Raw genomic sequence first — 14,440 nt, 5'->3', positions numbered from 1 at the left:
AGAACAGCTCGCACGCAAATGCCGATGGCACGGAATACGCGACATAACGAAGCCCCTGCCCCTCAAGAAAACCAAGCCACTGAAAAGCCCACAGAAGTGATGAGGAACCCCGTCAAAGAAGCGACTTTTTCAGCAGGCCTCGGCCGCCGAAATCATCGATCACCTCATATTCAATTGATGCCTTGGCCGGCTGTGACGGAGCGCCCGCTGGCCAGGAGAAAGACTCATATCCGAAGGGTGCGACCATGCCTGGCTTCAAATCGATTCGACGGCCTGACACAGCAACTTCCATGCGTCCGAAGGACACGTAATAAGGTGTTGGGTTGTACACTTTGATAACCGGCACTTGCGAAGCGCCTGCTCGACTTAATTCCCACTTGAGCTTTTCGCCAGCCATGCCCGCATTGCCAATCAAGTTGTCAGGACGGAAGAAAATCTTGATCCGAGTCCTGAATGCAAACTGCAATACGTTTTCGTCCTGTTTTCGCCGTGGTGGCGTTTCCAGTACATTCAGCCAGAACAATGATTCGCGATCTTTTGCCAAGGGTTCTTTTGAATAAGACACACGCAATATCGCCGAGCCTCCCGCTTCCACCCGACTGACTGCAGGAGCCAGAAGAAAAGGAACCTTGATTTCCTCAGGAGACTTGTTGGCATCGCCTTCGTCGATCCAACTTTGCGCCAATAAGGCCACAGAGCCGGTGTTACTCAACTTCAATGTAACTTCACGAGCATCTGCTGGATAAACCAGGCGCGTACCTTCCAGTACTATCCCGGCATGCGCGGCCCCCGACAGTATCCCCAGGAACATGACACCGATAACGAGAGAATGAACAAAACGCGCAGTCGGCGTCATGACCTGCCCCTTAATAACTAACTGCTGTTATTGGTACGCAAGGGTGTAGCGGATGTAGGACACGCCCGAACCTGCACCGACGGTGGCTTCAGTAGATACGTAAGCGGCCTTGTACTTCAGGGTTGCCGCCTTGTCGGTGGAGATCGTAGCGATCTGCGGGGATGCTTCGGCTTGGCCCAGGACGATTTTCTGTGGCGTGGTGTCATGGTCGTTATAGACCTCGATCTGCACGCCCGTTGCAGGCTTGCTCCCGATCAGCTTGAGGTTGCCGGAGGCAGGGTCGACGTTACCGAGCTGATCGAACTCGATGGAAACCTTCTTACCGGCGGTGCAGTTGGCCCCCGAGAGTTGCAGTACGAACGGTACCAGTGGAGACCTCGCACCGATCTTGTCAAACACAGTAGGCTTGATAGTGCCGAGTTCAACGTTGGTTTCGTTACCTTCGCCCGGTGCCTTGCCGTTGATATCGCAGGTAGTGTCAGAGATGCTGCCACTGAACTTCACCACGCCATCGGTAGCTTGGGCAAAGGATGGAATCAATGCTGCCAGCATCAACCCGGAAGTTGCCATGGACAAGAGAGTCTTGCGTTTCATCTGATTTCCTTTTCCAAATGATTATAAGGAAGCAACAACAAAACACTTCCCTCCGAAAGCAACCGACAATAATACTGCCGCCAGCCTGGAAGAACGGATTTGCCTGACCTTATAAAAGTTAATTAATGCTGCTTGTTCCCGGCACCCCGGCCGGCTTGAACTACAAGTTCGGATCGGGTCTGCCAGCAGCGACCAAGCATATAGAAGAGTCGATTTATTTGGATCAAGATCACTACAGCATGATTTCCGAGAATGCTCGCGCAGAGAAACAGGAAATTTCTCGGAAGGGAAAACCGACTTAAACAACAGACAAACTAAAGTTACTCGCTAATAACAACTTCCTGGAATATCAATCCAATAGCCGATAACAGCATCAAGTATTGTGGACTATTGATATTTGGCCACGCACCACCGAATCGACCGGGCGCAGGACGCTGCTGATTCCGCCGGCGCTAACAGTTCGGCAGAAGGCGTTGCTGGAAAATAAGGAGGGGGGGCGCACGGCCCGGGGCGGCCGATTGCGGGCAACAAAAAAGCCCCGGAAATCGATGATTTCCGGGGCTTTCATTTGTATGGCGGAGAGATAGGGATTCGAACCCTAGGTACCGGTGAAGGTACAACGGATTTCGAATCCGTCCCATTCGGCCACTCTGGCATCTCTCCAACGGCGCGCATCATAACAGCACCTTTGCTCGAAGCGAAGCCCCCCGAGCAAATTTTTTCCGTGCTATCAGATGCTTGCGTCGATTACAGCGGTACGCCGAGGCGCTGGGCCACTTCTTCGTAGGCTTCGATCACATCGCCCAGGCCCTGGCGGAAGCGGTCCTTGTCCATCTTCTTCTTGGTGTCCTTGTCCCACAGACGGCAACCGTCCGGGCTGAACTCGTCGCCCAGGACGATGGAGCCGTCGCTGAACACGCCGAACTCCAGCTTGAAGTCCACCAGCAGCAGGCCGGCGTCATCGAACAGCTTGCTCAGCACTTCGTTGACCTTGAGCGACAACTCTTTCATGCGCGCCAGTTGCTCGGCAGTACCCCAGCCGAATGCCACCACATGGGATTCGTTGATGAACGGGTCGCCCTTGGCGTCGTCCTTGAGGAACAGCTCGAAGGTGTAGGGGTTGAGCTTCATGCCCTCTTCCACGCCCAGGCGCTTGACCAGGCTGCCGGCGGCGTAGTTGCGCACCACGCACTCCACCGGAATCATGTCGAGCTTCTTCACCAGGCATTCGTTGTCGCCCAGCAGCTTGTCGAACTGGGTCGGCACGCCGGCGGCTTCGAGTTTCTGCATGATGAAGGCGTTGAACTTGTTGTTCACCATCCCCTTGCGGTCCAGCTGCTCGATGCGCTTGCCGTCGAACGCCGAGGTGTCGTTGCGAAACAGCAGGATCAAGCGGTCGGCGTCGTCGGTCTTGTAAACCGATTTGGCTTTGCCGCGGTAGAGTTCTTCACGTTTTTCCATGATGGGCTCCGCTTGCTAAGTAGGTGGGCTAGGCGATGTGGCGCCAGTCGAGCCCTGAATCTTGATCGGCCAGTTGCAGCCAGTCCGGGTCGCACCCGAGGGTGTCGACAAAACATTGCCGGGCCAGCTGCGGCAGGTTGTTCTTGCTGCTCAGATGAGCCAGGACCAGGTGCTGCAGGTCCTGCCATCCCAATTCGGCCACCAGGCTTGCGGCCTGATGGTTGTTCAAATGTCCCAGGTCGCCGCCAACCCGCTGCTTGAGAAAGTACGGGTAATAACCCCGTGCCAGCCGATCCCGGCAATGGTTGGCCTCGATCATCAAGGCATCCAGGCCACGGTAGCCGTCCAGCACCCCGGCGCAGTAGGAGCCGAGGTCGGTCAGCAGGCCGAAGCGCCGCTGGCCATCACTGAAGACAAATTGCGTAGGTTCCTGGGCGTCGTGGGCCACGGCAATCACGTCGATGCGCAAGGCGCCGATCTGCAGCGACTCGCCACCGCGGACAAAACCCGCGACCTCCACCGGTTTGCGCATCCCGCGCAAGGTGCCCTGGCTGAGGTAGACCGGTAGATTGTAGCGCCGAGACAGCAAACCCACGCCATGCACGTGGTCGGCATGTTCGTGGGTTACCAGGATGGCGCTCAACTGCGCGGGATCGACTCCCAGACGCAGCAGGCGCCGCTCGGTTTCCCGCAGGGAGAAACCACAGTCCACCAGAACGCAGGTGTCGGCACTGACGATCAGCGTGCCATTCCCTTGGCTACCACTGCCGAGAACGGCAAAACGCATCAGATCAGCCCAGGTTGTCCTGAATCACGCCCAACACTTTGCGTGCCACATCGGCCGGCGCCACGGTGTTGATGTTCTTCTCGACGGTGACCTGGACGTTCTCGCCTACCTTGCTCAGGCGAACCTGATAGCGCTCGGCACGGGCTTCGATCTCTTCCTTGGCCGGCTTGCTGCCGAACAACTTGCCGAAGAAGCCCGGCTCGTCGTCTTTCTTCTCGGCTTTTTCCGCCAGGTTGATGTAGTACAGGCCCAGGCTGCGGTTGATGTCCTCAACCCGCCATTCGCCCTGTTCCAGGGCACGGCCAACACTGGACCAGGCGCGATCGAGGTCGGCGCCCAGGTTCAGTACCGGGTTGCCGCTGCCGTCCTCGCTGAGGCTGACTCGGCTCGGGGTATCGAAATCGCGGGCCGCCAGCAGAGACACCGAACCGCCCTTCTCGGAGGTGCGGCTCATGCTTGCCAGCATGTCGTCCACCAGCGCTGCGTCCAGGCCGGTGTTGACCGAACGGTTGGTGAACTCCACGTCGGCAGTGCTGCCGGCGGGACGCTCGGCACTGACCACGTAGACTTCACTGGTGTTGCGCTGCACGCCCGGCTCGATGCGTACCCGTACGCGGGTTTCGCTGTCGGCGGCGACGCCGGCACTGCTCAGGCGCTTGGCCACGGCAGCGGAAAGTTCGTCGGAACGCTGCCAGCCGGTGGTGAACTCACCGGTTTGCGGGCGCTGCTGATCCAGGCGGAAACCGTTGTCCTGGAAGAACTGCACCGCCACTGGCCAGACTTCGGCCGGTGGATGCTGGGCCATGACCCAACGCGAATCGCCGCTCTTTTGCAGGGTGTAGTCGCTGGCATCGGCAATAGCCGACAGCGGCTGGGGACGAGGCACTTCGTACTCGCCCTTGACGTTGTCGTCGGCCACGTTGCGCGGAATCGGCAGCAGAGGGTCCAGACGCTTGGCGGTCTGTACATCCGGCGGCAATTGCATCGGTGCTGTTTGTTGCGCTTGCAGGTAATCGCTACCCCGGTCACGGAAGTAGCCTTCCGGGCCCCAGATCCAACCGCAGCCACTGGTGCTGGAGATAATCAAGGCAAGTGCGGAAAGTCCGGCCATTCGCTTCATGCGTTGTACTTCCTCAATTAAACCAAGACGCCGGACTGGCGCATGGCCTGCCGCAGCGGTTCGTGACAGGCGGCACTGAGCCAGGTGAGCGGCAGACGGATACCGTCCGGCATCAAGCCCATTTCGTGCAGGGCCCATTTCACGGGAATAGGGTTGGATTCGATGAACAGAGTCTTGTTCAGCGGCATCAGGGTCTCGTGGATCTCCCGGGCCTTGGCGGCATCGCCGGCCATGGCCGCGGCGCACATCTGGCTCATGGCCCGTGGCGCGACGTTGGCGGTCACCGAGATATTGCCCTTGCCGCCCAGCAGGATCAGCTCGACTGCGGTGGCGTCATCGCCGGAGTACACCAGGAAATCGCCGGGCACGCCGGCCAGGATGGCCTTGGCGCGCTGCAGGTCGCCGGTGGCTTCCTTGATCCCGATGATGTTCTTCACGCTGGACAGGCGGATCACGGTCTCGGCCTGCATGTCGCATGCGGTGCGGCCCGGAACGTTGTAGAGGATCTGCGGGATGTCCACGGCCTCGGCAATGGCGCGGAAATGCTGGTACAGGCCTTCCTGGGTCGGCTTGTTGTAGTACGGGGTCACCAGCAGGCACGCATCGGCGCCGGCGATCTTCGCATTGGTGGTCAACTCGATCGCTTCGCGCGTCGAGTTGGCGCCGGTACCGGCGATCACCGGAATGCGCCCTGCAACCTGGGTGACCACCCGACGAATCACTTCGATGTGCTCGTTCACATCCAGGGTGGCCGACTCACCTGTGGTGCCGACCGCCACGATGGCGTTGGTGCCCTCTTGCAGGTGGAAGTCCACCAGTTTGCTCAGGCTGTCCCAGTCGAGATTTCCCTGTGCATCCATGGGTGTGACCAGTGCCACCATACTGCCCGCAATCATGCAACCGCTCCTGCCGGAAAAAGAGAGCGGTAATGGTACTGGCGCCAAGTTCCTTGCACAAGCGAAGTCCCGCGCCATGAGCATTCCCCTGAGCGATGGTTTTCGCTACCCTTCAGGCTTTGATCGCTACTGATAAGCGTGTAGACCGGGTTATCGCCTGCCTGTTGGATCTGCAAAGCCCCATTCCCGCGTTGCCAGCCTGTGTTCCGAGCGTTTCGGGGCCAGTCGCCGGCTTGTGGTCCGAGGCCTTGAAGTTCCGCCGGCGACGCTTGCCCGGTACTGGCTTGTCAAAAAGTACCGACCGCTCATCGCTTTAGGAATGCTGCATGTCCACCCCCACAGTTCGCGAACAATTCCTTGTCATCAGTGCCCTCGGCGCCAACCCCATGGAGCTGACCAACGTCCTGTGCCGCGCCAGCCATGAAAACCGCTGCGCCGTGGTGACGTCGCGCCTGACCCGGCATGGCGAGTGCAGCGCGCTGGTTCTGGAGATTTCCGGCAGCTGGGACGCCCTGGCGCGCCTGGAAAGCAGCCTGCCGTTCCTGGCCAAGAAGCATGCCTTCACGGTCAACGTGGTGCGCAGCGCCGCCCTGGAAAGCCGCCCCCAGGCCCTGCCTTATGTGGCCTACGTCAGCGCCGCGTACCGCTCGGACATCGTCAATGAGCTGTGCCAGTTCTTCATCGACCATCAGGTCGAGCTGGAAAACCTCACCTGCGATACCTACCAGGCTCCACAGACCGGCGGCACCATGCTCAATGCCACCTTTACCGTGACCCTGCCCGCCGGCACCCAGATCAGTTGGCTGCGCGACCAGTTCCTGGACTTTGCCGATGCCATGAACCTCGACGCGCTGATCGAACCCTGGCGCCCACAGAACCCTATGTAAGGAAGCCCCATGGCCGTTGCTATCGATCAACCTATTGCCGATTTCCAGGCCCCTGCCACCAGCGGCCAGACCGTCAGCCTGTCCGGCCTCAAGGGCAAGCAAGTGGTGATCTACTTCTACCCCAAGGACAGCACCCCGGGCTGCACCACCGAGGGCCAGGGCTTTCGTGATCAGTACGCCGCCTTCCAGGCCGCCAACACCGAAGTCTTCGGCGTTTCCCGCGACAGCCTGAAGTCCCACGAGAACTTCAAGTGCAAACAGGAGTTCCCCTTCGAGCTGATCAGCGACAAGGACGAAGCCGTCTGCCAGCTGTTCGACGTGATCAAGCTGAAGAAGCTCTATGGCAAGGAATACCTGGGGGTGGACCGCAGCACCTTCCTGATCGACAAGGACGGTGTGTTGCGCCAGGAATGGCGAGGGGTGAAGGTACCCGGGCACGTCGACGCCGTACTGGCCGCGGCCCAGGCCCTGAACAAGGCCTGAAATGACCGGGGCGGCTGTATCAGCCGCCCCGCGTACCTAGAGTAGAGGTGCCACCACCGGGTCCTTCCTGGGCCAGGCATCCAGCACCGCCTTGAACAGGGTCGCCAGGGGAATCGCAAAGAATATCCCCCAGAACCCCCACAGCCCGCCAAACAGCAGCACCGCACAGATGATCGCCACCGGGTGCAGGTTCACCGCGCCGGAGAACAGCAGCGGCACCAGCACGTTGCCATCCAGGGTCTGGATGATCCCGTAGACCGCCATCAGGTAGATGAACTGATCGCTCCAGCCCCACTGGAACAGCGCAATCAGCGCCACAGGTACCGTTACCACCACGGCGCCGACATAGGGCACCACCACCGAGACCCCCACCAGCAGAGCCAGCAGGGCTGCATAGTTCAGGCCCAGGGCGACGAAGGCGATGTAGGTCACCCCGCCACAGATGACGATCTCGATGACCTTGCCGCGAATGTAGTTGGCGATCTGCCGGTTCATTTCATGGGCCACGCGAGTAATCAGCGTACGTTCGCGGGGCAGATAGCTGATCACCCAGCGGCTGATCATCGCCCGATCCTTGAGGAAGAAGAACACCAGGATCGGCACCAGTACCAGGTAGATCATGATGTTCACCAGCAAGGGCAGGCTGGACAGGGAGAAGGTCAGCGCCCACTGGCCGAACTTGCCGATCTCGCCCCTGGCCACTTCGATGGCCTGCAGCACCTGCTCGTCGGACACAAGATGCGGGTAGCGCTCGGGCAACAGCAGCAAGAGCGACTGCCACTTGGCGAGCATGCCCGGCAGCTCGTTGAACAGGGTGATCAACTGATGCCAGAGCAACGGCACCACCACCAGGATGAACACCAGCAGCAGCCCCATGAACAGCGCGAACACCAGCCCCACGGCCGCCCCGCCAGGCAGGCGCAGCCGCTCCAGGCTCACCACCAGCCCCTGCATCAGGTAGGCCAGGACCATCCCCGCCAGCACCGGCGCGAGCATGCCGCCCAGGGTCAGGACGGCAGTGAAGGCCAGAAACAGCAGAACGGCCAGCACCACCGCCTCTTCATCCGAGAAGTAGCGCTGAATCCAGTCACGTAGCACTTTGAACATCGATGTTCCTTAGATGAAGGCCCTCAAGGGCAGACTGCGCTCAGGCCTTTTTCAACCAGTAGCGATACACCCCGGCCTCATCCTCTTCACGCAGCAGGGTATGACCGGCCAGGCGGGCGAAAGTGCGGAAGTCACGCTGGGAGCCGGCATCGGTGGCAATGACCTTGAGTACCGCGCCACTGGCCAGGCGATTGAGTTCCATCTTGGCCTTGAGCAGCGGCAGCGGGCAGTTCAGGCCGCTGGCGTCCAGCTCGGCATCATGGGCGACAACATCGGTCATTGGGTTACTCCGATCATCAATTCAAGGCGTCTAGAATACCCTGCAAGCCAGGCCCGTCGGCAATAAAGAAGCCCGACACCAGAGCACTGCCGCGCGCTGCCGAAGCCACGATCAGGTAGACGCCGGAATTTACCCAAAAGCACTTTTTATCCTCAGAGTTTTCACTGGCTTTGTCTGGTCCCCGGCCAGGTGTCCAGCTACAGTAGAGCCTTTGTCGATTAAGGCTTTGTGCATGAATGTATTGCGCCCTACCCTGCTGACGCTCGCTTGCCTGCTCGCCTCACCGGGCTTCGCCGACGACCTGCCGTCACTTGGTGATGCCAGTTCAGCCATTGTCTCTCCGCAACAGGAATACCAGCTGGGCCGTGCCTGGCTGGCGTTGCTGCGCAGCCAGGTTTCGCAGCTCAACGACCCGCAACTCAAGGACTATGTCGAAACCAGCGTCTACAAACTGGTGGAGACCAGCCAGGTCAACGACCGGCGCCTGGAGTTCATCCTGATCAACAGCCCGCAGCTCAACGCCTTCGCCGCTCCCGGGGGAATCATCGGGGTCAATGGCGGGCTGTTCCTCAATGCCCAGACCGAAGGCGAGTACGCCTCGGTGCTGGCCCACGAACTGGCGCACCTTTCACAGCGCCATTTCGCCCGGGGGGTCGAAGCCCAGCAGCGCATGCAGGTGCCGATGATGGCCGCCCTGCTGGCCGGGATCGTGATTGCCGCCGCTGGCGCCGGGGACGCGGGGATCGCCACCATCGCCGGCACCCAGGCCGCAGCCATCCAGGAACAGCGGCGCTTCTCCCGGCAGAACGAGCAGGAAGCCGACCGCATCGGCATCCTCAATTTGGAAAAGGCCGGCTACGACCCGCGCTCAATGCCCACCATGTTCGAACGCCTGATGCGCCAGTACCGCTTCGATGCCAAGCCGCCGGAATTTCTCCTGACTCACCCGGTGACCGAATCGCGGATCGCCGACACCCGCAACCGCGCGGAACAGGCCCGGCAAGGCGGCACCGAAGACAGCCTGCGCTACCAGTTGATCCGCGCCCGGGTGCAACTGACCTATGAGGAATCGCCAGGGCTGGCCGCCAAGCGCTTTCGCGCGCAGCTCGATGAGAACCCGAAGAACGACATCGCTCGCTACGGCCTGGCCATCGCCCAGATCAAGGGCAGCCAGTGGAACGAAGCACGGGAAAACCTCAAGCCCCTGCTGGCCAAGTCGCCCAACGACGTGACCTACAACCTGGCTCAGATCGAACTGGACATGGCCAACAGCCGACTGCCAGACGCGCAGACTCGGGTCGAAAGGATGCTCAACCTGTACCCGGGCAACTACCCCTTGAACCAGATCCGCGTGGACCTGCTGCTCAAGCAGAACCGCCCGGCCGATGCCGAAAAGGCCCTGGAAGGCCTGCTGAAAAGCCGCCCGGACGACCCGGATGTCTGGTACCTGGTGGCGGAAACCCGCGGCCTGTCGGGCAATATCATCGGCCTGCACCAGGCCCGAGCCGAGTACTTCGCACTGGTGGGCGACTATCGCCAAGCCATCCAGCAGCTGGACTTCGCCAAGCGCCGGGCCGGCAGCAACTTCCCCCTGTCGTCGAGGATCGACGCTCGTCAGCGCGAGATGATGGACCAGGAACAGATGGTCAAGGACATGATGCGCTGACATTGACGCAAGCCACAAAAAAGCCCGCCTCTTACGAGGCGGGCTTTTTATTGGGCAACCTCAGGGACTGGCGAATTACTCGGCCAGCTTGAAGGTGATGAAGCTGGCTCGCCCCTGACGCAGTACCCGCATGGACACCGAGCGGTTCTTCGGCAATGCCTTGGCGATTTCAGTGAACTCCTTCGCCGAAGTGATCGCCTGATTGTTCAGGTGAGTGATCACGTCGCCCGGCTGCAGGCCGATCAGCGCCGCAGGACCGTCCTGGACTTCCTTGATGACCACCCCGCCCTTGAGGTCGAAGGCTTTCTTCTGCTCATCGTTGAGCTCGACCACCGCTACACCCAGACGGTTGCTGCTGCGCTCGACACCCGACTTGGGCAGCATGCTCAGGTCTTTGTCTTCTTCAGGAATAGCGCCGACGGTCAGCTCGACATTCTTGCGCTTGCCGTCGCGGATCACTTCCAGGTTGGCCTTGGCCCCGGCCTTCAGCGCGCCTACCAGGTGCGGCAGGTCGGCCGACATGACGATGGGCTGGCCATTGAGGCTGAGGATCACGTCCCCCACTTGCAGGCCGCCCTTGGCCGCCGGGCCATCATCCTGGATCTGTGCCACCAGCGCGCCGGCCGGTTTCTCCAGGCCGAAGGATTCAGCCAGGTCCTTGTTGACCTCCTGGATTACCACGCCAAGCCAGCCACGGCTGACTTTGCCACCGGTTTTCAGCTGGTTGGAAACGTCCATCGCCACATCGATCGGGATGGCGAAAGACACGCCCATGAAACCACCGGAGCGGGTGTAAATCTGCGAGTTGATCCCCACCACTTCACCGGCCAGGTTGAACAGCGGGCCACCGGAGTTGCCCGGGTTGATCGGCACGTCGGTCTGGATGAACGGCACGTAGTTTTCGTTCGGCAGACTGCGACCGATGGCACTGACGATACCCTGGGTCACGGTATGGTCGAAGCCGAACGGCGAGCCGATGGCCACCACCCACTGGCCGGCCTTGAGGTCCTGGGATTTACCCAGTTTCAGCACCGGCAGGTCTTTGCCATCGATTTTCAGCAGTGCTACGTCAGAGCGTGGATCGGTACCGATCAGCTTGGCTTTCAGCTCACTGCGATCGGCCAGACGCACAAGAATTTCGTCCGCATCGGCGATCACGTGGTTGTTGGTAAGGATATAACCGTCCGCGGAGATGATGAACCCGGAACCCAGCGACTGCGCTTCGCGCTGACGATCCCCGCGCGGAGAGCGTGGCTGTGGCATGCCCCGTTCGAAGAACTCGCGCAGCATTGGCGGCAGGCCTTCGAGGTCGGGCATCTGCGCCGAGTTGGAAACCCGGCGGTCCGGCAGTTTCTGCGTGGTACTGATGTTCACCACCGCAGGCGAGGCCTGCTCGACCAGTTGGGTGAAATCAGGCAGCTCGGCCGCCTGGGCAGAAACGGCCTGCCCAAGCACCAGCACGGTGGCAAGAATGGTGAAGTAGGACTTCAAGCGTGGTATCGACATACGGCTCCCGTTACGACGAGCGTGGTTAAGCGATATGGAACAGCAAATACCGAAACTGCAGGGGCGGCATCTTTGTTCCAGGAACGACAAATAAGGTCAGAACCGAGGGGGTTCTGACCTATAGAAAAACTCTGGGAATTTTGCAAATGAAATTGCTGACCAAACATTTCATCTTCTCAATTGTGGAGCGGGCATCACTGACCTCTTACACAACCAACAAAGGCTCATTGCTTGGCAGTGGTATCGGAACGCATCGACAGCGCAATACGTTCAGCAGTACCAATGGGGATCTCCCCGACCACCGTGACCATCATCTCGCCATCGGGGGTAGTCAGGCGGCGTGATACAGCCACCGTAGGTCCGAGCTGAGTGCGGGTATCGGTGACCGATGCGCCGTTGAGCGGCTCGAGAAACACCGAAAAGCGCGCAAGACCATCGTCATACAGCAGGCTGTTGACCATGGATTTGGTTTCCGGATCCTTGCGGGCACTGCTGCTGGTCAATTCGAAGCCCGGAGGCAGCCAGTCGGAATGCCAGGTTTGCACAGTCTTGACCGCCGAGGCCTTGTCGCTGTCCAGAGACACCGGCTTGCAGCCAGCGCTGGGACGCAACTCGACGTCGTCAGGCACATCCGCAGTATCCAGGCGAGTGAACTGGAAGCGCTCCAGCAACTGCCCCTTGTCGTTGAGCAACAGGGACTTGAGCGGCAGCCCGGTCTCACGATCCAGGTGCAGCTCGAAACCATAGCGATGCTGGTCCTTGGGCGTGACCGAAACGATCACCGCCTGGCGACCGGCCACGCGCGACTTGCCGATGACAGCAAGGTTGTACCAATTCTTGAGTTTTTGCGGGTCCAGGGCTCGGGCCGCACCGTCCGGGGAATCCCCGAGACCTGCCACCAACTCGCCACTGACGCACTGGGTACGACCATCGACACGCACCACCTCTTGAGCGGACCCATCGAGCTGGATCAACCGCTCACGGACCTTTCCATCCTGGACACGATGCCAGATGTTATGGGTAGAAAAACTACCGTTGCGCTCGTAAACGAAAGTGCCCTGAAAGCTTTGCTGCTGTTCCGCTTGCCCAAGACGCTGCAACCAGTCCTGGGCTTCGTCGGCATGGGCTGGAACTACAAACCAGCCACTGAGCAGAAGCGTTAATAGAGGTATGGCGCGCATGATCCTCCTTAGCGGTTTTCCAGGCTTGCCGCACGGGCGTAAGGCAGAGCGCTTTCAGTGCCTTTGAGTGCAGCTTGCTGGGCGTGCTGGCGCAAGTAGCTTGGCAGACGCTGATCGTGCCAGCCTGGCTGCCCTTGTAGTACGCCATTGGCCATGGGGCCAGTAGCTTCCGAGCTTTCATTGTAGCCGGCCAGTACTGCCGGCCCTTTGACTTGTGGAGTCGCCAGGGTGGGCTGGCCGGTTTGCTGTGCCAGTTCGACACCTGCGATCTCGTCCTGGTTGTACAGGCGAACACCGGCCAGCACGGCCACGGTCACCGAGGCAGCTACTGCCAGACGGCCCAGGCTGCGCCAAGGTCCGCGGGAGGCTTTGGCCGGCACGGCCTCATCAGCCAGAGCTGCAGAAACGGCAGCGGCGATGTCCAGACGCGGAAGCAGCAACTCCTTGTGCATGGCTGCCCGGGCGATTTGATAACGAGCCCAGGTCTCACGGGTTTCCACTTCGTCGACGGCATTCAATACCCGACGCAATTCCAGTTCGTCCGCTTCGTTATCCATCACCGCGGACAGCGATTCCTGCAGGGCTTCACGACTCATGGCGGTTCCTCTCTTGGCTGTCGCCGCTGTCTCAAGTTTCCTGCAACAACGGCTGCAGGGCTTTATCGATGGCTTCCCGAGCGCGGAAAATCCGGGAGCGCACGGTACCCACCGGACACTGCATGACGCTCGCAATGTCCTCGTAACTCAGACCATCGAATTCACGTAAAGTTAAGGCCGTACGCAAATCTTCAGGCAGTTGCTGGATGGTTCGATGGACGGTGCCCTCGATCTCATCCCGCAGCAACGCACGCTCCGGCGATTCGAGATCCTTCAGGCCATGATCGCCGTCATAGAACTCCGCATCCTCAGAACTTACATCGCTATCCGGCGGCCTGCGGCCGCGTGAAACCAGATAGTTTTTCGCCGTGTTGATGGCGATACGGTACAGCCACGTGTAAAACGCGCTGTCACCCCGAAAATTACCTAGCGCACGGTAAGCCTTGATAAAAGCTTCTTGTGCAACATCCTGGGCTTCATGGGTGTCGTGCACGAAACGCACGATCAACCCGAGAATTTTGTGCTGGTACTTCAGCACGAGCAGATCGAACGCTCGCTTGTCGCCACGCTGAACGCGCTCGACCAGCTGCTGATCCTCTTCCTGGGTTAGCATGAACACTCCTCGATAAGCTCGGAGGAGGCTTGCATCACTAAACGATCAGGCTTGCAAACATAGACTCGGGCTTTTCGCAAAAGTTCTCCCCCTCCAAGCAAGTTTCCTGCGGGCTCTGATCCGGCACGCACGAAAAACGCAGCACGGGCGAGGCCGGCTGCGCGAATAATCCTGTCGTCGAATTCTGTCACAAGGGACACACTGTAAACCTTGGATATAACCGACGCTGTCCCTTCTTTCAGGCAACCTTCTATTGAGTTTGGGGCCTTGGCAAAAGTTCCCAATCTTTATAGCTGCGCCAGACGAAGATTGTGTAACGGTGACAAGAAAAACCGCCCTATGTCTTCGATCAGCCGCTCCAGAGGCTGGAATGCTCCGAATATCGGACTGACCGAGAGCAACGCTTT

General features: G+C 59.9%; 15 protein-coding genes and 1 tRNA gene. 3 read left to right on the top strand and 13 right to left on the bottom strand.

Going from position 1 to position 14,440, the window contains the following annotated elements:
• Positions 1–112: 112 nt before the first annotated feature.
• From PFLCHA0_RS07485 to dapA, 7 genes are all read right to left on the bottom strand, one after another.
• The gene (locus tag PFLCHA0_RS07485; protein ID WP_015634521.1) at positions 113–856 is read right to left on the bottom strand and encodes a fimbrial biogenesis chaperone; all 744 of its coding nucleotides are present in this window, start codon (positions 854–856) and stop codon (positions 113–115) included.
• A 27-nt stretch (positions 857–883) separates the two neighbouring features.
• Positions 884–1,450, bottom strand: coding sequence for a fimbrial protein (locus PFLCHA0_RS07480; RefSeq protein ID WP_015634520.1), 567 nt, complete (start codon positions 1,448–1,450; stop codon positions 884–886).
• Between the two features lie 573 nt (positions 1,451–2,023).
• A tRNA-Ser gene (locus PFLCHA0_RS07475) sits at positions 2,024–2,113 on the bottom strand.
• An 84-nt stretch (positions 2,114–2,197) separates the two neighbouring features.
• Complete coding sequence (gene purC, locus PFLCHA0_RS07470) at positions 2,198–2,911, bottom strand: phosphoribosylaminoimidazolesuccinocarboxamide synthase (RefSeq protein WP_011059799.1); 714 nt, start codon at positions 2,909–2,911, stop codon at positions 2,198–2,200.
• A gap of 28 nt (positions 2,912–2,939) precedes the next feature.
• Positions 2,940–3,698 (bottom strand): MBL fold metallo-hydrolase, encoded by a 759-nt coding sequence (locus tag PFLCHA0_RS07465; protein WP_011059798.1) that lies wholly within the window; start codon positions 3,696–3,698, stop codon positions 2,940–2,942.
• Between the two features lie 4 nt (positions 3,699–3,702).
• Positions 3,703–4,818: an outer membrane protein assembly factor BamC gene (gene bamC, locus PFLCHA0_RS07460; RefSeq protein ID WP_011059797.1), complete on the bottom strand. Its 1,116-nt coding sequence runs from the start codon at positions 4,816–4,818 to the stop codon at positions 3,703–3,705.
• A gap of 17 nt (positions 4,819–4,835) precedes the next feature.
• Positions 4,836–5,714 (bottom strand): 4-hydroxy-tetrahydrodipicolinate synthase, encoded by an 879-nt coding sequence (gene dapA, locus PFLCHA0_RS07455; protein WP_011059796.1) that lies wholly within the window; start codon positions 5,712–5,714, stop codon positions 4,836–4,838.
• A 326-nt stretch (positions 5,715–6,040) separates the two neighbouring features.
• Between dapA and PFLCHA0_RS07450 the strand changes: the two genes are divergently transcribed.
• On the top strand, positions 6,041–6,601 hold the full coding sequence (locus tag PFLCHA0_RS07450; RefSeq protein WP_011059795.1) for a glycine cleavage system transcriptional repressor: 561 nt from the start codon (positions 6,041–6,043) through the stop codon (positions 6,599–6,601).
• Between the two features lie 9 nt (positions 6,602–6,610).
• On the top strand, positions 6,611–7,084 hold the full coding sequence (locus tag PFLCHA0_RS07445; protein WP_015634519.1) for a peroxiredoxin: 474 nt from the start codon (positions 6,611–6,613) through the stop codon (positions 7,082–7,084).
• A gap of 36 nt (positions 7,085–7,120) precedes the next feature.
• Here the strand turns inward: PFLCHA0_RS07445 and PFLCHA0_RS07440 are convergent, their stop codons facing one another.
• Together PFLCHA0_RS07440 and PFLCHA0_RS07435 are read right to left on the bottom strand one after the other, a co-directional pair.
• Positions 7,121–8,191, bottom strand: coding sequence for an AI-2E family transporter (locus PFLCHA0_RS07440; protein ID WP_011059793.1), 1,071 nt, complete (start codon positions 8,189–8,191; stop codon positions 7,121–7,123).
• Positions 8,192–8,231: 40 nt separating this feature from the next.
• Entirely contained in the window at positions 8,232–8,471 is a 240-nt protein-coding gene (locus tag PFLCHA0_RS07435) for a sulfurtransferase TusA family protein (RefSeq protein ID WP_011059792.1), read from the bottom strand.
• A 232-nt stretch (positions 8,472–8,703) separates the two neighbouring features.
• On the opposite strand from PFLCHA0_RS07435, the gene PFLCHA0_RS07430 reads away from it, so the two are divergent.
• Positions 8,704–10,137, top strand: coding sequence for a M48 family metalloprotease (locus PFLCHA0_RS07430; protein ID WP_011059791.1), 1,434 nt, complete (start codon positions 8,704–8,706; stop codon positions 10,135–10,137).
• Between the two features lie 75 nt (positions 10,138–10,212).
• Here the strand turns inward: PFLCHA0_RS07430 and PFLCHA0_RS07425 are convergent, their stop codons facing one another.
• The 4 genes from PFLCHA0_RS07425 to rpoE form a co-directional block, all read right to left on the bottom strand.
• Positions 10,213–11,643, bottom strand: a complete 1,431-nt coding sequence (locus tag PFLCHA0_RS07425; protein WP_011059790.1) for a DegQ family serine endoprotease — start codon at positions 11,641–11,643, stop codon at positions 10,213–10,215.
• A 224-nt stretch (positions 11,644–11,867) separates the two neighbouring features.
• Positions 11,868–12,824 carry a MucB/RseB C-terminal domain-containing protein gene (locus tag PFLCHA0_RS07420; RefSeq protein ID WP_015634518.1) on the bottom strand — a complete coding sequence of 319 codons (957 nt, stop codon included), beginning with the start codon at positions 12,822–12,824 and terminating at the stop codon, positions 11,868–11,870.
• Between the two features lie 8 nt (positions 12,825–12,832).
• Entirely contained in the window at positions 12,833–13,420 is a 588-nt protein-coding gene (locus PFLCHA0_RS07415; protein ID WP_011059788.1) for a sigma-E factor negative regulatory protein, read from the bottom strand.
• Between the two features lie 31 nt (positions 13,421–13,451).
• Complete coding sequence (gene rpoE / locus PFLCHA0_RS07410) at positions 13,452–14,033, bottom strand: RNA polymerase sigma factor RpoE (protein WP_007930230.1); 582 nt, start codon at positions 14,031–14,033, stop codon at positions 13,452–13,454.
• Between the last annotated feature and the right edge of the window lie 407 nt (positions 14,034–14,440).

It is taken from the genome of Pseudomonas protegens CHA0, assembly GCF_000397205.1.
Taxonomy (GTDB): domain Bacteria; phylum Pseudomonadota; class Gammaproteobacteria; order Pseudomonadales; family Pseudomonadaceae; genus Aquipseudomonas; species Aquipseudomonas protegens.
Note: the sequence above shows the minus strand (reverse complement) of the source record. Positions and strands in the feature narration are given on the sequence as shown.